The following is a 25413-nucleotide window of genomic DNA, read 5'->3' as shown; positions in this document are numbered from 1 at the left end:
TGCCATAGAGTCAGAGTTCATGATATGCTTGGTGGGTAATAGCTGAGAAGAAGCTAAATAAGGGAATAAGAGCGCTTACCAATTGGATCTTTCTATAAAGAAGCGGTCTAGAATGTATTACATATAATAACTTTTTTTAGGGAAGAAAATGAATCAAGAAGAGCCGCAATCTCCCGGGTCTGGACCATCTCCAATAGAAGATGGAAGCTCGCTAGGCTATGGACAAGGATTAGATTATCAGTACCTCAGCAATACACAATCATTCAAGTTTCGCTTACCTCCCCGAGAGAAGCGCTTGCGAGAACTGCGGGCCAGGCGTTTACAGCGTCAGCAAGGTTCACAGAGTTCAGGTGGCCGGATACGAAAAGTCGCTGCTTCAGCGAGTATGAGTGTGGGTCAGGCCGCTCTGATCCTCTCTGGATCGATAGTGGCCAGCCGCTTTCTTGGCTTATTGCGCTCATCGTTATTCACTGGCGTGATCGGCGCCAATGCTTTCTCCGATGCTTTTCAGCAGGCGAGTCTCATTCCCGATCTGATTTTTAACATTGTGGCGGGAGGTGCACTGGCCTCGGCATTTATCCCTATTTTCAATATGTACATGGTCAGGCGCGATGAAAAGACGGCCTGGCATGTTGCCAGCTCGGCCATTAACCTTGCGATAGTTTGCATGGTGCTTCTTGCTATCATCGGGTTTATTTTTGCCCGGCAGATTGTATTCCTCTATGGTTATACAGATTCCGCGAACCAGATAGATCTCGTCGTCTTGCTGACGCGTATTATGTTTCTGCAATCGATTATCATGGGATCGGGAGTAGTCGTAACCTCAGTGCTCAACACGCGGCAGCATTTTCTCTTGCCAGCCATAGGATCGGTGCTCTATCCGCTGGGAGCTATCGCAGGTCTCTTCCCTGGCCTGATGATGAATTTGTTGGGCCACTCTGATAAAACGCTGGCAATTGCTTGCGCCTCCTGGGGAGTGGTGCTGGGGGCTGTGTTCATGGTAGGTATTCAGTTGCCCGGTCTGGCCAAAGTGGGCATGCAGTATCACTTCTCCCTGGATTGGCGCCACCCTGGCATAGGGCAGATTGTGCGTCTGATGCTTCCACGCATGCTCAATGCGCTGGTGCTGAACTTCTCTAGCGCCATAGATTTTATGCTGATCGGCCTGCTAGTAATTGTCGCTGGTTCGGATGGCCTGGTTACACAATACCGGCTGGCATTTACTATTATGTCGATACCGCTGAGCGGCGTGATATCTCTGGCCACAGCAGCCTTTCCACGCATGTCAGAATATGCGGCCCAGGGCCGGATAACCGATTTGCGCAATATTGTTCAGGAATCTTTGCACAGCATTCTTTTTATTGCCATTCCATCAGGCATAGGATTGATATGTTTAAGTTTGCCAATTGTGCAAGTACTATATGAACGCAATACTTTTACGCTTAGTCAGGCCCAGGCAACGACATTGCCCTTAATATGCTTTGCTATTGGCTTGCCAGGTCTGGCTATGGCTGAGATTCTCACGCGATCATTTTATGCACTGCGCCAGAGTAAGCTTCCTGTATTTGTGAGTGTGGGGCAATTTATTTTTAAGATCGCCCTTAGCATTGTCTTGCTTAATCCTGCTGTCTGGTGTGTGCAGATTGGGCTGGGGAGCCTGACGCCTTCCGCTCTTTCGCAACCTTTACTGGCCGGTGCCTGGGGATTGGGATCTCTGGCGCTGGCGACTTCTATCGCCGTCCTTCTGGAAGCTGCTGTGCTTCTCTGGCTTTTGCGCCTGCAAATAGTGAGCCTGGGACTGCGTACGCTCCTGTCTTTTGTCGTGCGCGTATTGCTGGCTTCTATACTCATGAGCCTGGGAATTGTGATTACCTACAGGCTATTGAATATGGTAGTAACTACCGAAAGTTCTAATGGGAGCATGTCGTTGAGCATAGTTGGTAGTGGTATGGTGCTGCTAAAATTACTTATAACCGTAGGAATCGGAAGCTGGATTTATTTGCGGGCTGCACGTTTTCTGAAAATACTGAGCGTAAAAGAATTGGGTCCTGTTAATCGTTTGTTGATACGCCTGCATTTAGCTTGGATCTAGTGGTATTCTGAAATGAGGACCTTTCGTTTCTGGACTAGCCAGAATCACATGAGTATGATATGCTTGACGGCAAAGCTATTATACAAGCGTTCGCGAGCAAAGATACAGTCGATTAAACCATGCAGGCATTATATATCCAGTAGTATATAAGAGACAATAGTGGGAAACGAAGGACAGCAACCACCCTTGCCAGGGCAGGGGTATTCAGAACAGCAAGGATATTATGGCTGGCAATACGATCAGGATTATTCCATGGAGCAGCAGCCACCTGTGCCACCGCCTCCATCGCCGGAAAAACTGATCCTGCCGCCTCCATCTGCTCAGATGCCACCAGGATATCAGCAACCAGCTCCTGGTGGGCGACAGCCTATGCGGCCTCAATATCAAGAGCCCATCTTAGATATGGGAACTTCTCTGGGCTATGGACAAGGAATGGAGTATCAATATTTTGATACTCCTCAGCCATCGCAACCGATGGCCCAGCTACGCCTGGAACGCTTACAGCAATTGCGTGAAGAACGCATGCGTCGTCAGCAGCGGCGTTTAAACTCTGATATTACTACCCAGTGGAGCAATCAAAGAAACCAGTTTCAGGCTCCTGCTGCTTTGCCTCCACAGGGGCAGATGCCGCCGGCACCTCCCGTAGTTCCTGGTGCACCGCCGCCTAGAATGTCTCCTGTGATGTCGGTCTCGCCTCCCCAAGAGGTAGCGCAGGCTCGCCCCAAGCAAATGCCTTCAGCTAAACCTGCGCCGCCGCCTGCTGCCGCGCCAGCACAGGATACTGGAATGATCCAACGGCTGCGTATTGGCAGGGCGACGCTGATCCTGACTGGGGCCTTTGTGGCTAGTCGTATTCTGGGCTTATTGCGAACTTCTATGTTCGCCTTTGTTTTTGGTACCAGTACGACCTCAGATGCCTATCTGCAGGCTTTCTTGATCCCTGATCTCATTTTTAATATCGTGGCGGGGGGAGCATTGAGCTCGGCCTTTATACCAGTCTTTACTAAGTATATGATTGGCGAGCGAGATGAGAAGTCAGCGTGGCACATTGCTAGCTCGGCCTTGAATCTTTCCCTGGTCATTATGGTTATTCTGGCTACCATTGCGATTATTTTCGAACCATGGCTGGTACCTATTTATAATCCTGGCATCCATGATCCGCAGGAGCTCGCTTTGATTGCTTCCCTGACACGGATTATGTTGCTGCAATCGGTTGCGCTTGGATCTGGCGTTATTATCACTGCTGTGCTGAATTCCCAGCAAGATTTTCGCCTGCCCGCAATAGGTACTGTGCTGTATAATGTCGGCTTGATTGCGGGTCTGATTCCCGGTGTATACTTTGCCTTTAAGGGACAGCGCAATGACCAGCTAGCGGCCTATGCTGCGACCTGGGGCGTGGTTCTGGGTGCTATCTTGCAGGTGGGCTTCCAGATTCCAGGCCTCTTTAAAGTTGGCATGCGTTACTCGATTAAGGCCTTTGACGTTCGTCACCCAGGCGTTATCCAGATCGCCCGCCAGATGGTGCCCCGTATCATTAATGCGGCCATGCTTTACTCCTCGACTTTTGTTGATCGTGGCCTTATTCAGATGTTGGGGGCCTGGGTAATTGCTGTGCATCTGGCCGACCAGAAGGGCGTGAGCGGCCTGATCACGCAGTATTCCCAATCGTTCCAGCTGGTCTTGTTACCGTTGGGCATTTTTGGGATGTCTGTATCTACGGCGGCTTTTCCTACGCTAGCTGAGAACGTGGCAAAGGGACGCCTGGATCGTGTGCGCAATACGATTCTAGAGACGTTACGCAGTATTTTGTTTATGTCAATTCCCTCGTGCGTTGGCTTAATAGTCCTGGGCTTTCCTATAATCCAAGTCTTGCTCCAGCATGGTCGTTTTAATTTGAATGATACGCAATCAACGACTGTGCCGCTGACCTTCTATGCGCTAGGGCTACCGGGATTGGCGGCTGTTGAGATTCTTACGCGTTCATTTTATGCGTTGCGCGATAGCATTACCCCGGTAATTGTGAGCGTTGGCCAGTTTATCTTTAAAATTGCCCTGAGCCTCTTGCTGATTAATACTGCGGTCTGGGGGTTTATTGGGGAGTTGGCTCTTTAGCCTTTTCTACATCGCTGGCTGGCCTGCTGGAAGCTGTGGTGCTGTTCTGGCTATTGCATCAGCGGGTGACGGATCTGCAGCTGCGAACTGTGAGTATTTTTGTTGGCCGAGTTGTGCTGGCCTCGATAATTATGGGCCTGGGTCTATTACTTACACGTGCGGTTCTTGATTTCGTGTTTGGGCTTGTTCCTGCTCTGGATACGACACATGTGCCCGCGTTAGGGCCGATTGGGACGGCTGCGGCTGTTATCAAGCTGGCTATCGAACTTCTTGTCGGCGTGTTCATCTACATTCGCGGCTCGCGTGTCCTTGGGATTGAAGAACTCGGGCCTGTCAAGCGTGTGCTGGATCGCTTTAAATTATCCTGGATATAGGTTAGCGTCTATGAAATATTTACGTCTTTCGATTGTTGGATTTGGGGTTGTTGGCCGGGACTTGCCGAGCTACTTCAGGCTAAAAGAGAGTTCCTGCAGCAGAATTATTCTCTTGATGTAAGGCTGGTAAGTGTGGCGAGCGGTCGTCAGGGCTTTGTGTATCATGAGGATGGACTGGATATACCCACCATAGTAGAGCTGGCGAGAAAGCAAGAGCCCTTTACCGGGCATCCTGGTGTGAGGCACTGGCATAATGCCCTCGAAGGGCTTCGTGCTACTGAGGCTGATGTGCTGGTCGAGGCTACGGGGACAAACCTGCGCGATGCGGAGCCAGGAATTAGCCATATCCGGGCTGCCCTGACGCAAGGCATGCATGTGATCTCTGCAAATAAGGGGCCAATCGCGCTAGCTGCGCGCGAATTATTTTCTCTGGCTCGCAAGCATGGAGTCCAGTTGCACGAGGAAGCAACTGTTATGGCGGGCACGCCTGTGCTCAGTACCCTTCAGGAAGGTATGGCCGGAGCACAGGTGCTGGAGATCCGTGGTATATTAAACGGCACGACTAATTATATTTTGAGTGCCATGGCGACAGGACGTGAATATGCCGATGTGCTCGCTGAGGCTCAGCATCGGGGGTATGCAGAGGCAGATCCTACGGCTGATGTTGAAGGGTACGATACGCTGGCTAAAGCTTTAATCCTGGCAGCTCTTGCCTATAATTGCAGGCTTACTCCCGACCAGGTGATACGCCAGGGGATTACTACGATTACCAAAGCTCAGGTGCAGCAAGCGCTAGCCGAGGAAAAGCGTATCAAACTCATTGCCTCATTGCGTCACGCGGCACCAGGAGCCAAAGTTCCTTTGGATGTGCGCGTTGAGCCGGTGGCCCTCCCTCTTCAAGATCCGTTAGCTCAGGTAGAGGGAGTTATGAATGCAATTACCTTCCATACAGATACGCTCTCCGATGTGACGATTATTGGCCCGGGAGCGGGCGGCCTTCAGACCGCGCAAGGGTTGCTGGCTGATTTAATCGCAGTAGCTAATACCTCCAGGTAAGGTTACTTGACTCGTGTAGGGGATGGGTTGCCACTTAATAGTTGCTCTTTCCGCCATTATCTGTAGATAACCCTGTTATATGCAACTTTTGCTATTCTAGTGCGTAGTTGAGTCATAGCAAGGTATTTCTGGCTTATCCTCTATGCCGAGCCGTTTGGCTCGTTAAGCGTTGCAGAGGCCAGAGATTTTTGCGGGTGGCACCGAGCTGTCCGGCTGAATATGGATCAGCTGCAGAATTATAGCGGAAGGAGTCAAGGATGTTCTTTCTGTTTGGATCGTTTCCGTGGTCAGGGCTAAATGGGATTGCGGCCCTGACAACCATTTTCTGGGTCTGGGTCCTGATTGATTGTTTGCTGAAAGAGCCATCGGAGGGCAACGATAAAATTGCCTGGGTGCTGTTTATTCTGTTTGTGCCTCTGATCGGAGCTCTGATGTATTACTTTATTAGACGGCCTGAGCGCATTAAAACTGTAGGGCGCTAGATGTCACTGGCGATCAAATGATCGCCAGTGCCTGTTTTGCTTATGCGTGCTCTTGAGCTTCTTCTCCCTCCTCTGCATGTTCTATAATATCGCCACCTCGAAATAAAATGTTTTCCGCAGCAATACGCCACTTAGGTGTACGCCTGAGCAGAAACTCAAGGTCCATCGAAAAGTGCAAAAACTCTTCCTTCTGTGCGTGCTGCATAATTTTCTTTGCTTCTGGATCTTGCTCTACAGCTATGCGTTGTTCATACCAGTTAATGGCTTCGCACTCCTCTTGAAGAGAGGTTATAATGCGAGCAAACGTGCGGGTTTCAGGGGGAAGTTCGTGTGCTGGTTCATGATACTGTTCAAAGCCCATCTGCCTCTCCTTTTGTTGCTGCCTCTATATGTATAATAATAAATCAAAATTTACAGATATTTCAAGGGTATATGCTTAAAAACGAATGAAAAATATTCGTAAGGAAGATTGCAGATCAGGAAACTACTTTATTAGTAACACAAGAAATGAGTACACAATTTCAGAAATAAATCTTTACTTGCGTATACGCTCATTAAAAGCTGGTATATCACGCATGCCGGGGATCTTAAAGACCGTGCGCACGCTGCCAAAGAAGAGTACATCCCCGTGTTGTAGCAGCTCTGCTTTAAGTGGAGCAAGCACGAGCTCGCCTAAGCGTGTCTTATTCCGACTCTTAAGATCCTCGATGTAGAAGAAAGTTCCCTCAAAGCGTATGCGCGCGTGTTGACGCGATATCGTCATATGGGGGTCAAACTCGCTAAGATCTATATCTGGGCTCACTTTACGCTTAGGATCAAGGCGTCCAATGATAACATTTTTTTGCGTAATAGGTATTTCTTGTATCTCTTCAACGCTCTTTTCAAAACAAAGGTAGGCATATACTGTATCTGCGATTTCATGTGGGCTTGTACCATTAGCGATTGGCTGTGTATTGCGGCCCTCTATTAGTGTTGAGCGTAAGGTAATATCATCTTTATTTTCGACAGGAGTCATCTCTCTGGTCAAGCCCGCGGTTGGCGAAGGCATGATGCGTCCAAAGGTTGGGGACAATGCTTCAAGTGCGGTTTGCAAAGCCGCAGCGCTACTGAAGCGTTTTTGAGGATCTTTGGCCAGGGCGGCATTGATAATATCCTGTAGTTCATCGGGCGCATCGTGTTTATACTGATTTATAGACGGGATGGGGCTTGTACTTTGCATAACGCCAGTTTCTGCGGCGTTGCGCCCTACAAAAGGAAGTCGTCCGCTAACCAGCTCGAATAGAAGCAAGCCAGCTTGATAAATATCGCTCCAGGGTCCGCTAGGTTGTCCATGAATATACTCCGGAGCGGCGTAACGAGGGTCGCGATAGGCAATATCTTGTGAGCGCTGGCTCGTATAGCCAAGAGCATGGAGCAGTGGGCGCAGCCCGATATCATCAATCTGGACGCGATCGGTTGTGCCTATAGCATCTACGGTGATTAAGAGGGGACGTAGATCCAGGCCAGAAAAGCCCCTGGCATGTAGTTCTTTGAGACCTTGAGCTATCTGCGCTAAGAGATTAATAGCCCGTTGCAGATCAATATTTTCATGGTCAAGGACGTGTTGTAGGGTGACCCCACGCGGTGGATCTGTGGCAATATATATATATTTGCCCTCAAGTCCCCAATCGTGAACTTGAAGGACGTGCGGAGACTGTAGAGTACGACGCTGCTCTAAGGGTTGTAGTAACTGGCGTAAAGTTTCAGTTTGAATCGCGGGCGGAAATTCGAGGCTATAAAGCCCTACTACATCATTGGTATTGTGATTATAAGCGGTATATGTAGTTAGCAAACCGTTATTGGCAATAGTCTGGCCTATGCGATAGATGCCACCGATGATTCGAGCATTCCGTTGTTGCACGCTTACCACCTTCCATAAGGAGATGTATACTAATACCTATTAAAATCTAATGCTCTCCAGCTCTGAGATTTGCTGCTCTGGAGTAGAATGCAGAGATAAGGGCTGCTCTGAGCTTCTAAGTTCTGCTTGTATTATAGCGCGCAGAATAAGCTGTAAAATGACGAGGACACAAAGGTCCGGTTTCTAGCTCTATGTGCTGCTATTTCTGCATCTTCGTCTAGCTAATAGCCATGCCAGGTTCTGGCATTCGTGGCTCTTGCTTGCTACAGGCAGAATAGAGCAGAGGGTCAAAGCAGATAGGATGAAGAGCTCTCCAGCCGCTTAACTCTTATCTGCTTTGACGCCGACGATTCATAGTATGTGTTGTGGCACTTATTGGTATAGATGCTGTTGGACGTAAGCTGAGACAGCTGCCCAACTTTGGCGTGGTTCCAGAATATAGGCTCCATCATTCGTTTGTGAATCCACCAGCACATTGGCATTGCTCAGGCCTATATGTGCGGTTTTGGGATCGTTCAAATCCATTTTCAGCGTGAACTCAGCCAGATCGGCAAGAGACATATTGGTATAGATGGTATGTTGCAATGCCGTCATAGCGTCAAAAAGATGCGGCCAGGCTGAGACCTGCTTGACCTTGGAAAGGACTGATTTCATAATAATTTGTTGGCGTGCAGAACGGCCAAAGTCGGTCAATTCGGCAAGATTCTCAGAGGTGCCCTTGCCACAGACCTCTAGCGGCTCACGCGCGCGGGCATAAGCGATAGCCGTCGCGCCATCCATATGCTGCATGCCCTTATTGTACTGTACCTTTATCCAGCTCGCATCGACGGCTGCGTCATCATTCTTCGGGTAGCAAGCATTAAATGAATCCGGTACATAAACATCAACGCCGCCCAGCGAATCGATAAGTTCGCGGAAGCCTGTGAAGTTGATAGTCATCCAGTAAGTATGTTTCATATCCAGGCCGGTGATGCCTGCGACCTTTTGCGCGGCCGCGTCGCCGCCGGCCGCTGGTTGCTGGCCATTTTTGGAAGCAACTGGATAGACTGCATTGAGCTTGGTGTAATTGCCAGAATTGGGGGGATTCTGCACCCATAAATCGCGCGGTACGGAGATTAACGAGGTATGCTGAGTTTGCGGCTGCATGCTGATAACAACCATGGAGTCTGTGAGATTAGCGCCATCGTGGCTACCACCTCCATAACCCAGAATGAGCAGATTCACGCGGTCGCTGGTACCCATGTAGCCGGTCTGGGTACTCAGTGGTGATTGTGTAGAGACAGCCGAGCCGAAGGCCAGAGCGCGCTGCGCAGTTGTGAAGGCGAAGACGGCGATAACGCCAACAAGCACCAGGACGGCGAGGCATCCCACAGTGCAGCCACGACGGCGCGGTTGCCGTCCTGGGCGGCGCGCATAAGGGGCCCCGGCTCCAGGTTGTGGGGGAGCATAACGATTCTGCCCATAGGCGGCGGGCGGATTTTGATATCCAGGAGCTCCATAGGGATTCTGTGGTGTTTGGGGTTGGCCAGGATAACCCGGCGCTGGTTGTGGATATTGATAAGGACGACGTTGTGGGGATCGAGGTTGATCCTTGAAGCTACCTAGAACGAGTTTCCCTTGCTGGCCCTGCTGCCAGTTCCCCGCCGGTGGAGATGCGGGTTGTGTAGGATCATCTTGATCATAAAATTTATTCGACATAGATTATCCTTTTCTAGATGAAGACGCAGTGATATAAGGGCAGCATGATGGTTTTATGTGCTCAGTTCTACTCTTGCTACTTATGATAATAATTTCGCATACCCTTTTTAATAAGAACGAATAAGGGTATTGGAAGTTGCAGATCTTATTTTTTGGTCCAGTCGTTAATCGCGACGCGATCTTTACCGTGGCGTGTTGCCACTATCTCGGCCATGATTGCTAACGCCACCTCCTCAGGTGAAGTGGCTCCAATATTGAGCCCGATTGGGCCGTGAATGCGACTGAGTTGCTCATCGGTGATGCCCTGTTTTTTCAGCCGTTCTGCACGTTCCTGGCTCGTTTTGCGACTACCGATTGCTCCTATATAGCCAACTTGACGAGATAAGAGGACGCGAAGGCTGGGCTCATCGAACTTCGGATCATGGGTTAAGACTGCTACTGAAGTAGACGGATTGAGATCCCATTTCTCCAATACCTCATCGGGCCACTCAACTATAAGCTCATCGGCATGAGGGAAACGTTCGCGCGTGGCGAATGCTGACCGCGCATCAATGACGGTAACGCGGTAATTAAGCGTTTTTGCGAAGGTTGTCAAGGGAATCGCGATATGTCCCGCGCCGATAATAATAAGTGATGGGGGAGGGGGAAGCCCTCAATAAAGATGTCGAATGTCTGTGGCGAGGAGGTTGTGTCCAGGGTATAAGTATGGGTATTGGCGTCTCCGTTCCAGATAGCCTTTTCGGCATCTCTGGTTACGAGCTGCTCAAGAGCGGCAAGGCCCAGCGTGCCATGAGTGGTTCCATTGGCAAAAACAAGTAGCTTTGCGCCAACATGTGCCGGTCCGCGTACAATAGTTGCCAGGGCCGCCCCTTTTTCCTGATTGAGCAGGTCCCTCAGCTCCTCATAGAGTCCACTCATAACGCTTCCTCCTGATATACATCTGACGGACCTGGCAAAACGATGCGTTGCCAGGTCACGCTATGCCAATCTCTGATTAAATCATTAAAGCGGCTGACTGAGTGGATTACCAATCAAGCCTTTCAACGAAGACGTGAATGGTTCCACCACAGGCCAGGCCGATTTTCTCAATATTATCCTCTTCTGAGATCCCAAATTCAAGCATTTGCGGCTTGCCATCTTCCAAAACTTCCATGGCGGCCTGGATAACTGCGGGCTCAACGCATCCCCCACTTACCGAGCCTGCCAACTCGCCCTTTTCACTGACCGCAAGCTTGGCTCCTGGTCGGCGCGGAGCCGAGCCGGCCATACTTACGACTGTCGCCACGGCTACTTGCTCGCCCTGGGAGCGCCATTTCTCTATATCAGGTAATACGTCTCGCATAACTACTTCCCCTTTCGCTAAAGGACAAAAGCTACCACGTGTTTCTGCGTGCCTTGCTCCAGGCCTCCACAGCTTTTCGCCGGGCCACTGGACTACGTTCGGGCCGACTATCATCGATTGATGAGAGTAAGTTGCCAAGACTGATCAGGCTATCTAGATTGTGTGCTGGCAGAAAATTATCAATAAAGGGTAAAGCTGTTTTCATGCCAATAGTCAACGGACGATAGTCAGGCGAACCAAGTAATGGATTGAGCCAGATGAGACGGTGACAGCTATGCTGCAAGCGGTCCATCTCGACCTGCAGCACTCCGGAGTCCCCTCGGTCCCAGCCGTCGCTGATGACCAGCACAACGGCGCCGCGACCCAGTACCCGCTTGGCCCAGGCGTGATTGAAATTGTGGAGTGCATCGCCAATGCGTGTGCCTCCTGACCAATCCTGCACGCTTTTGGAGACGTCGCGCACGGCATCATCTACATCGCGCTTTTTTAGCTGACGGGTAATGCGTGTCAGTCTGGTACCGAAGACAAAGGCTTCGACATTTAGCAAGCCGTTAGTGATTGTATGAATGAAGTGCAACAGGAGCCGTGAATAGAGGCTCATGGAGCCACTGATATCGCAGATTATGACGAGAGGACGCGGTTTTCTTTTCGTCTCGCGCCAGGTTAGCTCGATGAGCTCGGCCCCATATTTTAAATTGCGGCGTACGATACGGCGCATATCGGGATAAGAGCCATTGCGAGATGGCGACTTTCTGCGCGTCGGACGCATGCCAAGATTCCAACGCATCTCGGCCATCAGCCGTTTAGCTTCCTGAACCTCATCCCAGGTAAAATCTTCGAAATCCTTTTTTCTGAGGCGCTCAATAGCGCTATAGGCTGCTCCCTGCGGATTTCCCTCATCATTATCCTCGTCATCATAACGCTTATCCTGGGGCGCGGGACGACGATCAGTCTGCCGCGTCTCTGGACGCAACTCTCTGCGCTGCTCGTTGCTATTGAGATGTTCAGCCAGGCGTTTGCGCTCTGAAGGTGGGAGGCGCATCTGGCGTTCCTGGCGCCTGGCTGCCCCTTTTGAGGCATCCTTCTTCTGGTTAGGGTTATCGCGAACCAGCCAGTAATAGGTGAACATCTGATCAAAGATGGGCTCTAATTCGTGCTTGCCCAGCAGACAGCATTTAAGCGCGTGGTAAAAGTCCTCTTTATTTGTGATATCAATATGGTTCAGCGTTTCTGTCAAATCGAGCAACTGACGCGGCCCAACGTTAATACCTACCTCCCAGAGAAGACGGCCAAATTCGGTTAAACGATATAACAAGCGTTCGCCTCGCTCAATGTCTTTGGCTTGCATGACGAGCGAGGCCTGATAATCTCCATTATTTTGTGGCTGTGCTGTCATTGCTTAGGAGGCTCCCAGAGCTTTTTGTAGGATTCTTCGCAGTTCGCTTCCCCCCGCTTTTAGCACATCATCCTGGTACTTCAAGAGTGCGCCAAGCGTATCGCGCGTTGGACCCTCAACAAGCTCTACCTGCTTAATTGCAAGCAAGGAACTAATCCAGTCGAGGGTTTCGGCAACTCCAGGCGCTTTGTAGAGGTCGAGGCTGCGTAACTCGTGTACAAAAGCGCAAACCTGCTTTGCCAGCCTCTCGGGTGCCTCTGGCATGCGTGCTCGAATGATTGCGTACTCCTTATCAAGCGTAGGAAAATCGATCCAATAGTAGAGGCAGCGCCGTCTCAGAGCATCGTGAATCTCGCGCGTGCGATTTGAGGTGATAATTACAAATGGAGGCTCTTTGGCCTTGATCGTTCCTATCTCAGGAATGGTAATCTGGAAATCGGAAAGCAGTTCGAGTAAGTAGGCTTCGAACTCCTCGTCGCTGCGATCCAATTCGTCAATCAGTAAGACGGGAGGCTTTAGATTGGCTGGATCAATGGCCTGCAAGAGCGGTCGCTGCATCAGAAAATCGGGGCCAAAGATTTCCTTTAGCTCCTCCTGACGGTTGACGCCGCTGGCTTCCATCATGCGAATATGAAGCATCTGGCGCGTATAGTTCCATTCATAGACTGCGGTGCTTACATCGATGCCTTCATAACATTGCAAGCGAAGCAGCCTGGTGTCAAGAAGCGCGGCTAGAACTTTAGCAACTTCGGTCTTCCCAACCCCTGGCTCACCTTCTAAGAGAAGTGGCTTACGTCGTTTGAGTGCCAGGAACACCGCCGTAGCCAGACTGCGATCAGCTATGTAATTTTGGGCAAACATCGCTTGTTGTACATCTTCAATTGTGGCAAAATTGGTTGATAGTTCCTGCTCCAACGAAAGCCTCCAATATAAAAAAACTAGTGCCTGATACTACCAAAAAACGTTACTCGCATCCTTAGCGCGAACCCACATGGCATCTTGGGATAGGTGAGTTGACTGAAAAGAGAAGAGCTGGCTACTATTAGCTTCCTTTTCTCGATCCGCCTGGGATATTTAGCATTAGAGAAAACCATTCATAAAAATTATATCTCATTTTTAGCCGCTTGTCTTCCTGACTGGTTCGGGAGGACAAGAATTTTCTGCCTAACTTCAGGAGGTCTCTGGTCTGATCTATTAGTAATGATTTGGGCTTGCAACAGACCAGGGACTTCTGAAGGCTTTTTCGTGCGGTGGGCCGATCTTAATTAAAATAGGCTCAGACGAGAAGTTTACCATCTTTGAGGAAAAGTGTATCGTCTATCCACACCTCTCCTGCATTTCGTAGCTCACATATCATATCCCAGTGCAAGGCCGACTTATTGAGGCCTCCGGTTTCTGGATAACTGGCCCCCAGCGCTAGATGCACTGTGCCGCCTATTTTTTCGTCAAAGAGGATATTTTTTGTGGTATGAGTAATGCGCGTGTTGTTGCCAAAGGCAAATTCGCCAAGGTAGCGGGCTCCCTCATCCATATTGATCATTTGTAGAAGGAAATCTTGTCCCTGGCGTGCGCTGGCTTCTATGACTTTTCCTTCCTGGAACACCAGACGTATGCCCTCCACGTTGTGCCCATCATAGACTGTGGGGAGCTCAAACTTGATAACGCCATGTGCGCTATTTTCAACCGGGCTTGTGAAGAATTCACCGCTCGGAAAGTTGCGTTTGCCATCGCTGTTGATAAAGATGCGATCCTTAATAGAGAGGGTGAGATCAGTACCCTCAGCCTTTATATGGACTTGTTCACGTCCCTTGAGCCAGTCGACAAGGCGTTGCTGCTGTTTGGATAGCTCTTGCCAGCGGGCTATCGGATCTGTCGCATTGAGAAAACATGCATCAAAGACAAATTCTTCAAATTCGTTAAGAGACATATCTGTATCCTGGGCATAGCCCGTGGTGGGATAGAGCGTAATACACCAGCGATATTCTCCGGCTCGCTCGCGTTTGCGTAGCGTCTCTGAAAGAGTAAAGCGTGCTTTGCGAAGCATGGCAGCCCTTGAAGGATCAATAGTAGTTAAAGACTTGGTGTTCGTGTCAGATTCAATAAAGAGACGGGCCGTAGCTTTTTCGGCCAGCATGCTGGCGATAGGTGAGGGTCGCGATAGCTGTTCATCATTACCATCACGGAGCAGAATTTCTTCAAGGCTTTCCAGGCTGATAACCGGTACTGGATAGGCTCCAACGCGCAATACTTCGCGGTATACAGCCTCAAGCAGTGGTGCAGCCACTGGCGTTGCATGAATAGAGACAATATCTCCTGATTTGAGGTATAGACAATAATGTACAAGAGTGTGGGCCCAACGCTCTATTCGAATATCGTGCATACTTATACTCTTTCTCTAAATATATCTTGTCTTAGGAAGCTTTGAGTGCGGCTTAGGCTAACTGAGAGGGACCCAACCCATCATGTCAGGTCGAGCTTGATCTGAACATAATAAAGCCAGGTCCCTAAAGTCTCCAATGCTATTGGAGCATGTTTATGCTCGTTCGAGAGCACGCAAAATTGCGCGCTTAGCAACGACTGCACACATCTGAGCGCGATATTCCTTTGAACCATGGATGTCGGAGACAATTTCCAGGCCTTCCGCCGCATGGCTGGCCGCCTCGGTCACAGCGGCCTCATCAAGCTTTTTGCCAACTAGAGCGGCTTCTGTGGCGCTAGCACGTGTGGTTTGCATAGCAGCGCCAGTGATGGCCAGGCTGGCAGCGGAACAAGTTCCATCGTCCCCACGCGTAATGACTGCGGCACAGCCGGCAATTGCGTAGTGAGAAGCCTTATTGGCCAGCTTCTCATAAGCGCTGCCTGTATGCGCTGCAGGAATAGCAAGGCGAATCTCCGTAAGGATTTCTTCGGGCTCAAGAGCCGTGGTAAACGTCCCGATAAAGAAGTCATCGGCCTTAATCGTACGTTTGCCGTTTGGCCCCTGGGTGACTAGCTCACCCTTGAGCGCTAGAATAATCCCGGGCATATCGGAAGCCGGATCAGAGTGTGCCAGACTGCCGCCGATAGTTCCACGGTTGCGTACTTGCTGATCGCCAATGAGTGCAGTACCTTCAGGGATTAAAGGGAAATAACGTTTCAAGAGATCGGAGCGCTCAAGAACCGTATAATTGGTAAGGGCCCCGATGGCAATTACGCCATTCTCCTCACGGATATATGAGAGGCCTGCAATCCTGCCGATATCAATAAGATGCCCTGGCTGCGAGAGGCGCAGTTTCATCGCTGGTATCAAGCTATGACCGCCGGCTAATACCTTAGCCTCATCCCCATATTCTTTTAACAGGGCAATCGCTTCATCCACCGTATTAGCGCGATGGTAGTCGAATGCTGCTGGAACAGACATAATATTTTCTCCTCTTCACCGTCAACTGAAGCTCTAGCCGGCCTCTAATCTAGTTGGTCAGGAACAGCTAGATTAGGGCGGCAGTAAAAATCTATTTTCTTATTTCTGATGGATGACGCGCCACAGCTTTTCGGCCTTGAATGGCATGTCGATATGGGCAACTCCAAGAGCGTCAGCAACTGCCGCAGCGACCGCAGGAGTAGAGCCGATGGTCCCGGCTTCGCCTACTCCTTTGACTCCTAGTGGATTGACAGGAGTCAGGGTAATCGTGTGATCTAGCTCGAAGTCAGGAAACTCTTTGGCAATCGGCATTGCATAATCCATGAAGGTTGCCGTAAGCAACTGGCCATCATCACCATAAGTAACGCCCTCGAAGAGTGCCTGACCTACGCCTTGCGCTATTCCGCCGTGTACCTGGCCCTGGACAAGTAGAGGGTTAATCTGACGTCCACAGTCATCAACGGCAACAAAGCGCTTCAAGTCCACCTCGCCAGTATCTTTGTCTACCTCGACAACGCAAATGTGGGTGCCGAAGGGGAAGACGCACGCTTCAGGCTCAAAGAAGACAGTTGTTTCCAGGCCTGGCTCGATACCCGGTGCTAACGTGTTAGAGAGATTTGCCGTTGCCGCGACATCGGCGAAGGCCACAGCCTTTTGGGGAGAACCTGCTACCGAGAACTTGCCATCCTCTAGCGTGACGTCGGAAGGACTTGCCTCTAACATATGGGCAGCAATCTGCTTCATCTTCTCTTTCAGGCGCTGCACTGCATTATAGACTGCGGAGCCGCCAACGGCTAGTGTGCGGCTGCCATAGGTGCCGCGCCCTTCTGGAGTAGAGTCGGTATCACCGTGCATGATCAGCACATTTTCGACAGGGATGCTAAACTCCTCAGCCACAATTTGCGCAAAGGAGGTCTCTTCGCCCTGCCCATGTGGAGATGAGCCGGTATAGACCATGACAGTGCCGCTCTGCTCTACACGAATGCGTGCACTCTCATAGAGGCCTACGGGTGCGCTCCCTTTAGGACCGAAGCCGCAGATCTCGATGTAGGATGCAATGCCAATCCCGACTAGCTTGCCGGCAGCACGTGCGCGAGCTTGCTCGGCGCGTAGGTTCTGATAGTCGACCATTTCCAGAGCCTTAGTTAAAGCTCCATCATAGTTTCCTGTATCGTAGACGGCACCCGCAGCCGACTTATAGGGAAATTGCTCGGGCTTGACGAAGTTGATCCGGCGCACTTCCGCAGGATCTTTCCCAAGCTCGTGAGCGACCAGATCAATGGCCCTCTCTGCCACATAGGTTGCCTCGGGACGACCGGCCCCACGATATGCATCGGTGGGAGCTTTGTTCGTAAAGACGATATCAGCGCTGAGGTGAATATGCGGGATATCGTAAGCACCGCAGGATACCGGGAAGCCGAAGGCGATCATAATGACGTCTGTGAAGAGTTGGCAATACGAGCCGAGATCGGAAATACCATGAACCTTTAATCCGGTAACTTTCCCTTCTTTGGTAGCTGCAACCTCAATATAGTCAACCTGGTCACGACCATGAACGGTGACTGCCAGGTTCTCGCTACGATCCTCAATCCATTTGATCGGGTGACCAAGTTTCATAGAGGCAAAGGAAGCTAGCATTTCTTCAGGGTAGATATTGAGCTTGGAGCCGAAACCTCCACCAACTTCGGGGACAATCACACGCACCTGGTGCTGGGGTAGGCCAACAATGGCTGCGAGATTGTTGCGGAGAAGGTGGGGGATCTGGGAGGAGCTCCAGACTGTGAGGGACTTGCTCGCCTTATTAAAATCGGCGACAACTCCACGGGTCTCCATGGAAGCCGGCGCGAGGCGCTGATTGATCAGGCGCAAGCTGCGGACAATGCCGCCGTCAGCTTTGGTTTGTTCGAATACTTTGTCAATTTCATCAGTGGGAGGATGCATGCTATAAGCAACATTAGTGCCAAACTCCTCGTAGAGGAGGGGGGCATCAGGTTGCATAGCCTTCTCAACGTCTATCGCGGCTGCGAGTGGCTCGTAATCAACATCGATCAAATCGAGCGCATCACGGGCGGCATATGGATCATCAGCGATGACGATAGCCACAGGGTCTCCATAGAAACGAACCTTGCCTTCTGCCAGTGCTCCACGAGCGCCCATGCCATTGGCGATATGGCCAAGGGGAACCGCAACGGCTATATTGCCAAGAACGCCTTTTGTGTCTTTGGCTGTATAGATCGCGCGAACACCTGGATGCTCAAGGGCCGCATCTGTGTTGATACCGTTAATGCGGGCGTGCCCATAGGGACTACGAAGCACTGCCATGTGCAGCATACCCATGAGCTTGATATCATCGACGTAGGTAGCCTGACCTGTAATGAGCCGCGGATCTTCACGCCTTTTAATAGGCGTGCCAAGCATGGCTGCAATGCCCATAGATTATACGTCCTTTCTCGAAGCTGAGAAATGAAAGCAATCAAAGAACGTTGTATTTGCTGCATCCTTGCAGGTTGGTGCTACTCACCTGCTCCAACTGGCTCCGTGGCGCTTTCGCGCAGGCGTTCAGCTGCGTATTGAACTGCACGTACGATATTCTGGTAACCGGTACAGCGGCAGATATTGCCCTCAAGCCCCTTGCGAATCTCTGCCTCGCTTGGGTTAGGATTGTTTTTGAGCAGTTGGTAGGATGCCATAATCATGCCCGGTGTGCAGAAGCCACATTGCAGGCCATGCTTCTCCCAGAAACCCTCCTGTAGAGGATGTAAGCTCCCTTCTGGAGACAGACCCTCAATGGTAGTAACTTCGCCCTCATCTGCCTGCACGGCAAGCACGGTACACGATTTAACAGCCTCTCCATTGAGCATAACTACACATGCTCCGCACTGCGATGTGTTACAGCCTACATGGGTTCCTGTGAGATCTAGTGCATCTCGTAAATAATGAACTAACAATGTGCGCGGCTCGACTTCTGACTGGTGTGTCTGTCCATTCACTTTTACTGTAATTGCGCGCTTCATCGTCATCGATGGTACCTCCATCTCTTGGCTAGCCGCATCTACATCCAAAGAAGTGTAGACGCGAAAATTCTCCATAAATTGTAAGTTTGTGAAATTAAAACCTGGGTATGGCCCAGCCAGATTCTGAATACCTAAATCTAGTCTATACTATTGGCCTAGAATCTTAAACTCCTTTCTTGCTTGAAAGAAAGTGTGGAGATGGTCAATGTGGGGATAGTGCCTGAGCAACTATCCAGGTGGAGATAATGCCGTAACCTTACTCCTCTCCTTACTGTGCATTGTGCTGGGACAATTGTGAGCGTCGGATGGGAAAATCACATCTTGAAAGGGTAAGTATCGCTTCTATAGATGAAAAGAGAGTAGCACACGAGGGGCTGCGTTGTCAAATGCTTTACGTTCTTGAGGCGGGTGCGCCAGTAGCTTGAACCGCTCTGCGCACCCGTGCGGTTCTCTAGCAGAGAACCTTGCCAGGTCTAATTGTTATTATTACCGTTGTTATCATTATTGTTGTTGCCGTTGTTGTTATTGTTATTGTTATCGTTGTTGTTGTTATTATTATTGTTGCAGTGCTTCTTGTGTGGCTTACAATGTTGCTGCTGGGTGTGCTGATTGTCTGACTTGGCCGAAATAATGGTGAAGAAGGCTGCGCGATTGTTATCTACCGTGCAGGTGCCAACGCCAGGCTTATTGAATGTCACCGTGACAAGAGAAATCTTACCAACAGAGGCGTCTCTATTGGCGATTGAGACAGGAATGATCGCCAAGCCATCGGCTGTTGTAGTTACCGATGACAAGATCTGTGAACTGCCATCACCCCATTTAACCGTGGCCGTTGCGTTTGCCCCCCCTATACCCTCTGGGTTGCCAGCGTTATTCTTGGTGAATTTGGCATTGATACTAATCATATCTGTGCCCTTAATATTGGGGGTAGCATTTGTTGTCCAGGCGCCACACCAATATGAGGCCTGAGGGGTAGCAGGGGCGCCATTTTGTCCCAGGCTGATCGTTACAGTAACAACAGGGCCATTTAAACCGGTTGCATTGCTGCTTGGCTGACTGCAGGAGACAATGAGCGCGCTTAGTAGGAAAAGAAGAAAAATACTCCCGCTTTTTATATAGACACTTACTTGAGACCAGTTTCTCGTCGTCTTCATGTATCTGCTTTCGTGCAATCCTCTTTTCAATAGTGCTCTTACGAAGTATAGCACAGCAACGACCCAGGAATGCCGAATTTGTCCCCTGGCTGCCATGAAAGTACTAAATAGCGCCATTATAATAGGATAAAGAGGAGCCAGCAGCCTTAACCGGTAACAGAGTGCTTTAGGGAAAGCATGCTTATGGAAATGGAGGTAGCGGCTAAGAAGATGTGGAAGCGCCAGCTATATGTGCAGAAATAAAGAAAGTGCATGATCTTCACTTACAAAGGCATGCACTTTCTTGAATGTAGGGTTACTATTCAACCGTGACCGTTAAATTCATTCCGCCGTGTATTGTGCAATATATGTCAAACTTTCCTGCAGTATTAAACGGTGGGGTGGATTTTCTGTCATTACCGGTAAAATTTAAGCTGACTGTGGGGGCACCGGCCTCTTTTTCTGCTACCTGCTTGCTCCCTTCCCACTTACCATTTACGACAGTATGGGGCGCTGATGCATCGTTGATAAGTGTGAGGGTTTGACCCTTTTTAATAGTAATAGTCTTTTGAACAAAGTCAGAAGCGCTCATATGGACAGATGGGCCGGTTGGAAGGCTGGCTTGATCTCTGACTGTACATGCCACGAGCAGGACCGTCAGTAAAGCAAAGCCAAGCACTCCAAATATGATCTTTTTATGCATACAAGTTCCTTTCAGTCCTCCTTGGATTGATTGCGTTCTCCTATGGATGAATAGAATAGATTTGGGAACATCCCCGGGAGGCTCTACTTCATAATAAATATAGCAAAATGTTTCCTACATGGCAAAGTAACAAGGAGATATCCCTGATCCCTTACATAAGGTGGCGCTTAATCGAAGCTGGCAGGGCCGCGCTAGTTGGAGCCATTCTGGCTGCGGTGCGCTCCCTTTCTTGCCTCACATAGCTGTCTGCTCCCTCTAATTCCCCGTTATTTCCGCTTGTTGCTACACGTTTCAGTCCAGCGGAGGAATTGGATAGACGTGCGGTATTATTGTAACAGACCTGAGAAGGAAAGAAAATAGGCCGAAGTTTGAGGGGCTGAGGGCTAAGCGTTTCTTGCTCTTTGGCCAAATAGGGCTTTTTCTGTATGTTCGCAAGATAGTTTTGCCATACAGTTGCTACATTTAGCAAAGAAGAGCATAAACCAAAATTGCCTCAAGCTATTTGTATCCTGGCTTGAGGCAATCGTTAATTTGAAGTGGTAGCGCATACGGGATGCGGTTTTACTTGTTTTTGGGAGTGCTCTTCTGTGCTTACTGTGCTCCATTCCTTGCTTCATATCCCTGATAGTTTCTTCAGATTTCATAAAATTTTTTGTGGTTGCTACATGCGTTGCTACATTTTCTTTCTACTTTTTTAATTCCTGCTGCGATGCGCTTGTAGTATGATAGCGGTATTGTACCAGGCAAAAGGCATGGTATGAAGAAACTGGCACACAGCAGAGGATAGAGAAGAAGATTTCGAGTAGAGAGCAGAAGATAGCAGTCTATAGTATGCTATAATCTGCATATAAGGAGGCGGATTGTATGCCAACATTAGAAGAACGACTTGCAGCATTAGAGCACGCACTTTCTACCCTGCAAGGGGAACATGTCTCTGATATTCGGCAACTCAATGAACGGATTACGGTACTGCAAGAACAGATTGAAGAGCAAAGAAAACGATCTGTTGAACAGGAGCAAACCCTTTCACGTAAATTTGATGTGTTGACACAGGCTCTTACCCAGCAATTTACTTCTATCAACACTCGGTTTGATGATCTGACGAATGCGTTTCGTCAGCAATTTGGAGATGTAAATATGGCTCTAACCGCGCTGACATTCACGGTAAAAAGCCAGGGGCAGGACATCAAAGTTTTAAAAGCAGATAGTCAGGAAACTAAAACAAGCGTTCATGGGATACAAACAGACATCCAGAAAATTACAGGTCATCTTGGCAAGGTAGATGCACGCCTGGACGGAATAGATACCCGACTCGATAAAATGGATACCCGTTTTGATGGAATAGATACTCGGCTCGATAAAATGGATACAAGATTTAATAGGGTAGAAGATCGATTAGACAAAATGGATACAAGATTTAATAGCGTAGATACTCGCTTTGATACGCAAGATGATAAGCTAAACCAAATCTTGGAACGATTACCTAAACTTGGGAATTGAAGTAGATAGGTTTACTTGTGTGAAAAGGAGGTCTAAGACAGAGCAAAGTCTTAGATCTCCTCTTTATTTGTCTCTTGGATCGATTAACTTAATAAGATATTATAAGATCAATGGCATTTTAGACCATTGATCTTTTTTTTATCCATCAGAAAGCCTTGTAAGAATTTGGGCTAAGAGAACTTCTATAGTGTTAAAGTGTTGGGTAATTTGTTGTTTTAAGTCTTCTAAATCTTTCTCGATAGTAGAGAGACGTTGATGTGTTGCATAATCTAGCTGCTGAGAAAAATTTTGTTGTTTTATTCTCTTTTCCTTTCTTATAAAAGGTAAAACTTCTTTTGCCAGTAATTCTACATCTTCTCTTACATACTTACCCTGCTTTTTGCCTGGTGGTATTATTTTACGTATTCTCCCACTGTCAACATATTCCTTAAAGCTACTAGATGCCATATTGCCTAACATCTCTCTGGCTTCGCTTGATGATAATAGATTTTCCATATGGTTCTCCTTTGTTTTATCCTTTTAAGTTGTTAATTGAATTTTATGATATTTTTGTTAGTTCAATCTATACTGTTTATAATACCTGGTTTCCTGGATACATAACGAGGCTATTAGAAAAGCTGCATGTGCTTTACATGCAGCTTTGTTAAGTAAACCCTTTGGATTTTAACTTTATTAGTGCAAGAAGATCAGCTAACCTTACCTGCTGCATTGTGGGTGCTGTTGTATTCTGCAAGTGCATCTCGATATGCGTCCATAATCGGGGCTCCTGACTCTTTCGGGTCAAGGATAAACAATCTTGTGTCTGAGCGTGAGAATATCACTTCATAAAATCCAAAGTGTTGCAGCAGTCTTATCCCACTTCTTGTAGCTCCTACTGACAGAATACGGTCTATTACCACTCCTCTTTTACCTAGATCAACTATGGTATCCATAAATTTGGAGATTAATTTAGCTCCTAGTTTATGTCTTAAATTTGCCTCCAAAGTTTGTTTGATGCCGATCTCTGCGAGGTAAAGTTGTACATGGTTCCCTGCTTTATATTCTTCTATATCTTCTGGTGTTATATTCACATCTCCTAACAAGAAAGAGATATCCCCTTTGAGGGCATTATCAAATTTCTTGGACCTTGGCGTTGTGGGCAAAACAGTAGCAATACCTATCACTTCGTTATCTCTTTTTAGAATATAGACAACTTCAGGGTTTTTTTCTATCCATGCTGTCCATTTTTTAATAAGGGTATCATCATCTGTACTGTGTTGAGCTGTGAATAGCTCTCTATTAAGAGCTATGCAAGCTGGTATATCTGATCTAGTTGCAATCGAGAAATTAACAACCTCAGCTTCTTCTTCTAATCTGAGAAAAGCCTCTAGTTCAGCAGCCAATTTATCTACATCCTTTTTGCTATAAAAGCCTTGTTTTCTCCCTTCAGGCAATAGATATTTTATTTTGCCGTTCTCAACATGTTTTCTTATCATTGCACTGCTTAAATTTAATTTTTTTTCAGCCTGGGTCATTGTGTAATAGCCTCTAGGTGCTTGCATTCTAGGCATATCTTTTACTCCTTGCTTGTCCTGTTTCTTTTAATTTTAACATAAGTTAGTCATATTAGTAAAGTTAGTAGGGTTAGTGGCTTGACAATCAGAAATTTATTCCTTATACTTACTAGTAAGTTTAGTAAGTATTGTAAGGTTACACGAGTTATTAATAAAACAAGACTTACTTTTCCGTATACCTTAACAACTCAATACCCCATCTCCTATTCAGTGCTTAAGATTGCGTTCACAATCTTGAGCCTTGGGGTTACAGTTCCAATTCCAAGGAATTGCAAGTTCCAGAATTCCAAGGGTTAGGCTTAGTTCTAGGCAATGCCGAAGTCACAATGAAGTACCAGGGGCCTAGAGATGTGAGAAGGCCGAGAACGAAAGAATGGGAGATGCTTATCAGGAGTGAAGGTCTTAGACCTGTGAGCAATCATTCAATCTTACTGATAAGTCGGGAAGATACAGCAAGTGCGATGCTGTATCGATATCGTAGTCAAAAGCTATGAGGGCTAGTCGGAACGGAAGTGGACAGTTCGCTACTCTAGAAGAGTAGACCCACGCGTGGACCAAATCCTTAGTGACGTTTCGAGGATGCCAGCAAGAGAAAGCCATGCAGCTTTATTCAGAAGAGGTAGCCCTGCTTGTGTTTGACAGCATGTAGACATGTCCATGCGCAACACGAGTTCTGGCAAGAGCAAGGGAACCCTCGGCGGCTGTGCCTGATAAAGTATTCTTTCTCTCCTCACTCGCAAGGTTGATGTAGCTCATTAAAGAAAAGAAAACCTGCAATGGTCTACATGAGCCTTGATGATTGTTTCTTCTCTTTATAGGAAAACAGATTTACTTCTAGCTACAAGCTTACAAGCAAGAAAGGATGCTTCTTTATGGTTATAGTACTTACCCCTCCCGTTAAACTTGGTCAGACCTATATTCTGCCAGCGTCCATTCTTCCTAAAGGTCATGTAAATGACCAGGATCGCTCTAGTCTCTATATCGACGCAAGTAGCAAAGGGATTACGTATGCCTATTGCGTACGTCAGCTTGAAGCTCATACCTACCTCGTGCGAGTGGCAGCAACTCCTAAAGCTGCCCCCAAGGGTTTTACCTTCCTGGTAAAAGAAGAACAACTTGTGCATCTGTACCCGTATCGTTGATAGGACATTTCTCATGCATTCACTATGGAAAGGAGATAAAGCAATGAAGCGAGTGTTTCATGTATTCCAAGATTTTGAAAATGAAGAGAAATGTGTTAATTGTGTAAAGCTGCCGCAACCTCGTGATCTTGGGTATTACCAGGGAGAATGGCCCACGGTGATGATGGAAGTTAGCAGAAACCAGGGTGTCTCACCGATGACGCTGCGAACTGTTGAAATTCAAGTCCAGCAAGTATAAGAAAGGGAGCAGCGCTATGGAAAGAACGAATGAACCAGGTATCACAGAAAAAGGAACTGTGTATAATTCAACAACAGGTAAAGAGATGCAGCGTACTGTTCATGTTACTCGTGTATTCCCTGACGGCTTTAGACTTGGCTATATTGTTCTTGGAAGGACAAGAAAGCCAGTGTATTACAGTAATATTACGTATCGTTGGTGTATTGCGTAAAGCAAACTTCTAAAAATCTTCTCTTCTTCTTTTCCCCGTTTGATCTTCTTTTGAGAAAGGTACTGCC

Annotated in this window: 25 protein-coding genes; 9 read left to right on the top strand and 16 right to left on the bottom strand. The window is 48.3% G+C overall.

What is annotated here, in order from left to right:
• Window positions 1–148: 148 nt before the first annotated feature.
• From murJ (EPA93_RS19310) to EPA93_RS19290, 5 genes are all read left to right on the top strand, one after another.
• Window positions 149–2092 (top strand): murein biosynthesis integral membrane protein MurJ, encoded by a 1944-nt coding sequence (gene murJ, locus EPA93_RS19310; RefSeq protein WP_129889078.1) that lies wholly within the window; start codon window positions 149–151, stop codon window positions 2090–2092.
• Between the two features lie 159 nt (window positions 2093–2251).
• Window positions 2252–4204 carry a murein biosynthesis integral membrane protein MurJ gene (gene murJ, locus EPA93_RS19305; RefSeq protein WP_129889077.1) on the top strand — a complete coding sequence of 651 codons (1953 nt, stop codon included), beginning with the start codon at window positions 2252–2254 and terminating at the stop codon, window positions 4202–4204.
• A gap of 38 nt (window positions 4205–4242) precedes the next feature.
• A complete protein-coding gene (locus tag EPA93_RS19300; protein ID WP_129889076.1) occupies window positions 4243–4578 on the top strand; it encodes a hypothetical protein in 336 nt (111 codons plus the stop codon).
• A gap of 132 nt (window positions 4579–4710) precedes the next feature.
• On the top strand, window positions 4711–5634 hold the full coding sequence (locus EPA93_RS19295) for a homoserine dehydrogenase (RefSeq protein ID WP_165423253.1): 924 nt from the start codon (window positions 4711–4713) through the stop codon (window positions 5632–5634).
• 257 nt (window positions 5635–5891) lie between these two features.
• Window positions 5892–6116: a PLD nuclease N-terminal domain-containing protein gene (locus EPA93_RS19290; RefSeq protein WP_129889074.1), complete on the top strand. Its 225-nt coding sequence runs from the start codon at window positions 5892–5894 to the stop codon at window positions 6114–6116.
• Window positions 6117–6156: 40 nt separating this feature from the next.
• Here EPA93_RS19290 and EPA93_RS19285 read toward each other — a convergent pair whose 3' ends face one another.
• The 14 genes from EPA93_RS19285 to EPA93_RS19230 all read right to left on the bottom strand — a co-directional run bounded on the left by EPA93_RS19285 (window position 6157) and on the right by EPA93_RS19230 (window position 20702).
• Window positions 6157–6477 carry a ferritin family protein gene (locus tag EPA93_RS19285; RefSeq protein WP_129889073.1) on the bottom strand — a complete coding sequence of 107 codons (321 nt, stop codon included), beginning with the start codon at window positions 6475–6477 and terminating at the stop codon, window positions 6157–6159.
• A gap of 174 nt (window positions 6478–6651) precedes the next feature.
• The gene (locus tag EPA93_RS19280; RefSeq protein WP_129889072.1) at window positions 6652–8016 is read right to left on the bottom strand and encodes a protein kinase domain-containing protein; all 1365 of its coding nucleotides are present in this window, start codon (window positions 8014–8016) and stop codon (window positions 6652–6654) included.
• A gap of 372 nt (window positions 8017–8388) precedes the next feature.
• Window positions 8389–9714 (bottom strand): LCP family protein, encoded by a 1326-nt coding sequence (locus tag EPA93_RS19275; protein WP_129889071.1) that lies wholly within the window; start codon window positions 9712–9714, stop codon window positions 8389–8391.
• 145 nt (window positions 9715–9859) lie between these two features.
• The gene (locus tag EPA93_RS49145; RefSeq protein ID WP_207229592.1) at window positions 9860–10309 is read right to left on the bottom strand and encodes an XdhC family protein; all 450 of its coding nucleotides are present in this window, start codon (window positions 10307–10309) and stop codon (window positions 9860–9862) included.
• Window positions 10306–10632, bottom strand: coding sequence for an XdhC family protein (locus EPA93_RS49140; protein WP_207229591.1), 327 nt, complete (start codon window positions 10630–10632; stop codon window positions 10306–10308). Before EPA93_RS49140 ends, EPA93_RS49145 begins: the two co-directional genes overlap by 4 nt.
• A gap of 106 nt (window positions 10633–10738) precedes the next feature.
• Window positions 10739–11056, bottom strand: a complete 318-nt coding sequence (locus EPA93_RS19265) for an XdhC family protein (protein ID WP_129889070.1) — start codon at window positions 11054–11056, stop codon at window positions 10739–10741.
• Window positions 11057–11087: 31 nt separating this feature from the next.
• On the bottom strand, window positions 11088–12452 hold the full coding sequence (locus EPA93_RS19260; protein ID WP_207229590.1) for a vWA domain-containing protein: 1365 nt from the start codon (window positions 12450–12452) through the stop codon (window positions 11088–11090).
• A gap of 3 nt (window positions 12453–12455) precedes the next feature.
• Window positions 12456–13313, bottom strand: a complete 858-nt coding sequence (locus tag EPA93_RS19255) for an AAA family ATPase (RefSeq protein WP_129894581.1) — start codon at window positions 13311–13313, stop codon at window positions 12456–12458.
• Window positions 13314–13728: 415 nt separating this feature from the next.
• On the bottom strand, window positions 13729–14832 hold the full coding sequence (locus EPA93_RS19250) for an aminopeptidase (protein WP_129889069.1): 1104 nt from the start codon (window positions 14830–14832) through the stop codon (window positions 13729–13731).
• A gap of 153 nt (window positions 14833–14985) precedes the next feature.
• Window positions 14986–15852 carry an FAD binding domain-containing protein gene (locus EPA93_RS19245; RefSeq protein ID WP_129889068.1) on the bottom strand — a complete coding sequence of 289 codons (867 nt, stop codon included), beginning with the start codon at window positions 15850–15852 and terminating at the stop codon, window positions 14986–14988.
• A 99-nt stretch (window positions 15853–15951) separates the two neighbouring features.
• Window positions 15952–18285 carry a xanthine dehydrogenase family protein molybdopterin-binding subunit gene (locus EPA93_RS19240; RefSeq protein WP_129889067.1) on the bottom strand — a complete coding sequence of 778 codons (2334 nt, stop codon included), beginning with the start codon at window positions 18283–18285 and terminating at the stop codon, window positions 15952–15954.
• An 80-nt stretch (window positions 18286–18365) separates the two neighbouring features.
• Window positions 18366–18866 carry a (2Fe-2S)-binding protein gene (locus EPA93_RS19235; RefSeq protein WP_129894580.1) on the bottom strand — a complete coding sequence of 167 codons (501 nt, stop codon included), beginning with the start codon at window positions 18864–18866 and terminating at the stop codon, window positions 18366–18368.
• Between the two features lie 473 nt (window positions 18867–19339).
• Window positions 19340–20020: a hypothetical protein gene (locus EPA93_RS48510; RefSeq protein WP_165423252.1), complete on the bottom strand. Its 681-nt coding sequence runs from the start codon at window positions 20018–20020 to the stop codon at window positions 19340–19342.
• 298 nt (window positions 20021–20318) lie between these two features.
• On the bottom strand, window positions 20319–20702 hold the full coding sequence (locus EPA93_RS19230) for a cupredoxin domain-containing protein (RefSeq protein WP_129889066.1): 384 nt from the start codon (window positions 20700–20702) through the stop codon (window positions 20319–20321).
• 864 nt (window positions 20703–21566) lie between these two features.
• Here EPA93_RS19230 and EPA93_RS19225 point away from each other — a divergent pair.
• On the top strand, window positions 21567–22202 hold the full coding sequence (locus EPA93_RS19225; RefSeq protein WP_129889065.1) for a hypothetical protein: 636 nt from the start codon (window positions 21567–21569) through the stop codon (window positions 22200–22202).
• Between the two features lie 138 nt (window positions 22203–22340).
• Here EPA93_RS19225 and EPA93_RS19220 read toward each other — a convergent pair whose 3' ends face one another.
• Together EPA93_RS19220 and EPA93_RS19215 are read right to left on the bottom strand one after the other, a co-directional pair.
• Window positions 22341–22697: a hypothetical protein gene (locus EPA93_RS19220; RefSeq protein ID WP_129889064.1), complete on the bottom strand. Its 357-nt coding sequence runs from the start codon at window positions 22695–22697 to the stop codon at window positions 22341–22343.
• 191 nt (window positions 22698–22888) lie between these two features.
• A complete protein-coding gene (locus EPA93_RS19215; protein WP_129889063.1) occupies window positions 22889–23752 on the bottom strand; it encodes a hypothetical protein in 864 nt (287 codons plus the stop codon).
• An 875-nt stretch (window positions 23753–24627) separates the two neighbouring features.
• On the opposite strand from EPA93_RS19215, the gene EPA93_RS19210 reads away from it, so the two are divergent.
• The 3 genes from EPA93_RS19210 to EPA93_RS19200 are packed head-to-tail and all read left to right on the top strand — an operon-like array spanning window position 24628 to window position 25346.
• Window positions 24628–24897, top strand: coding sequence for a hypothetical protein (locus tag EPA93_RS19210; RefSeq protein WP_129889062.1), 270 nt, complete (start codon window positions 24628–24630; stop codon window positions 24895–24897).
• 43 nt (window positions 24898–24940) lie between these two features.
• The gene (locus EPA93_RS19205; protein ID WP_129889061.1) at window positions 24941–25135 is read left to right on the top strand and encodes a hypothetical protein; all 195 of its coding nucleotides are present in this window, start codon (window positions 24941–24943) and stop codon (window positions 25133–25135) included.
• A gap of 16 nt (window positions 25136–25151) precedes the next feature.
• Window positions 25152–25346 (top strand): hypothetical protein, encoded by a 195-nt coding sequence (locus EPA93_RS19200; protein ID WP_129889060.1) that lies wholly within the window; start codon window positions 25152–25154, stop codon window positions 25344–25346.
• Window positions 25347–25413 lie beyond the last annotated feature (67 nt).

Source organism: Ktedonosporobacter rubrisoli (assembly GCF_004208415.1).
In the GTDB taxonomy this organism is placed as follows: domain Bacteria; phylum Chloroflexota; class Ktedonobacteria; order Ktedonobacterales; family Ktedonobacteraceae; genus Ktedonosporobacter; species Ktedonosporobacter rubrisoli.
This window is presented reverse-complemented; position numbering and strand designations above follow the sequence as displayed.

Coding starts and splice junctions, on each gene's coding strand:
- EPA93_RS19265 (WP_129889070.1), bottom strand. CDS start 11,056: ATGCGAGACGTATTACCTGATATAGAGAAATGGCGCTCCCAGGGCGAG.
- EPA93_RS19235 (WP_129894580.1), bottom strand. CDS start 18,866: ATGAAGCGCGCAATTACAGTAAAAGTGAATGGACAGACACACCAGTCA.
- EPA93_RS49140 (WP_207229591.1), bottom strand. CDS start 10,632: ATGAGTGGACTCTATGAGGAGCTGAGGGACCTGCTCAATCAGGAAAAA.
- EPA93_RS19260 (WP_207229590.1), bottom strand. CDS start 12,452: ATGACAGCACAGCCACAAAATAATGGAGATTATCAGGCCTCGCTCGTC.
- EPA93_RS19245 (WP_129889068.1), bottom strand. CDS start 15,852: ATGTCTGTTCCAGCAGCATTCGACTACCATCGCGCTAATACGGTGGAT.
- EPA93_RS19240 (WP_129889067.1), bottom strand. CDS start 18,285: ATGGGCATTGCAGCCATGCTTGGCACGCCTATTAAAAGGCGTGAAGAT.
- EPA93_RS19255 (WP_129894581.1), bottom strand. CDS start 13,313: ATGTTTGCCCAAAATTACATAGCTGATCGCAGTCTGGCTACGGCGGTG.
- EPA93_RS19285 (WP_129889073.1), bottom strand. CDS start 6,477: ATGGGCTTTGAACAGTATCATGAACCAGCACACGAACTTCCCCCTGAA.
- EPA93_RS19205 (WP_129889061.1), top strand. CDS start 24,941: ATGAAGCGAGTGTTTCATGTATTCCAAGATTTTGAAAATGAAGAGAAA.
- EPA93_RS19215 (WP_129889063.1), bottom strand. CDS start 23,752: ATGCCTAGAATGCAAGCACCTAGAGGCTATTACACAATGACCCAGGCT.
- EPA93_RS19225 (WP_129889065.1), top strand. CDS start 21,567: ATGCCAACATTAGAAGAACGACTTGCAGCATTAGAGCACGCACTTTCT.
- EPA93_RS48510 (WP_165423252.1), bottom strand. CDS start 20,020: ATGAAGACGACGAGAAACTGGTCTCAAGTAAGTGTCTATATAAAAAGC.
- EPA93_RS19290 (WP_129889074.1), top strand. CDS start 5,892: ATGTTCTTTCTGTTTGGATCGTTTCCGTGGTCAGGGCTAAATGGGATT.
- EPA93_RS19275 (WP_129889071.1), bottom strand. CDS start 9,714: ATGTCGAATAAATTTTATGATCAAGATGATCCTACACAACCCGCATCT.
- murJ (WP_129889078.1), top strand. CDS start 149: ATGAATCAAGAAGAGCCGCAATCTCCCGGGTCTGGACCATCTCCAATA.
- EPA93_RS19220 (WP_129889064.1), bottom strand. CDS start 22,697: ATGGAAAATCTATTATCATCAAGCGAAGCCAGAGAGATGTTAGGCAAT.
- EPA93_RS19210 (WP_129889062.1), top strand. CDS start 24,628: ATGGTTATAGTACTTACCCCTCCCGTTAAACTTGGTCAGACCTATATT.
- EPA93_RS19230 (WP_129889066.1), bottom strand. CDS start 20,702: ATGCATAAAAAGATCATATTTGGAGTGCTTGGCTTTGCTTTACTGACG.
- EPA93_RS19250 (WP_129889069.1), bottom strand. CDS start 14,832: ATGCACGATATTCGAATAGAGCGTTGGGCCCACACTCTTGTACATTAT.
- EPA93_RS19200 (WP_129889060.1), top strand. CDS start 25,152: ATGGAAAGAACGAATGAACCAGGTATCACAGAAAAAGGAACTGTGTAT.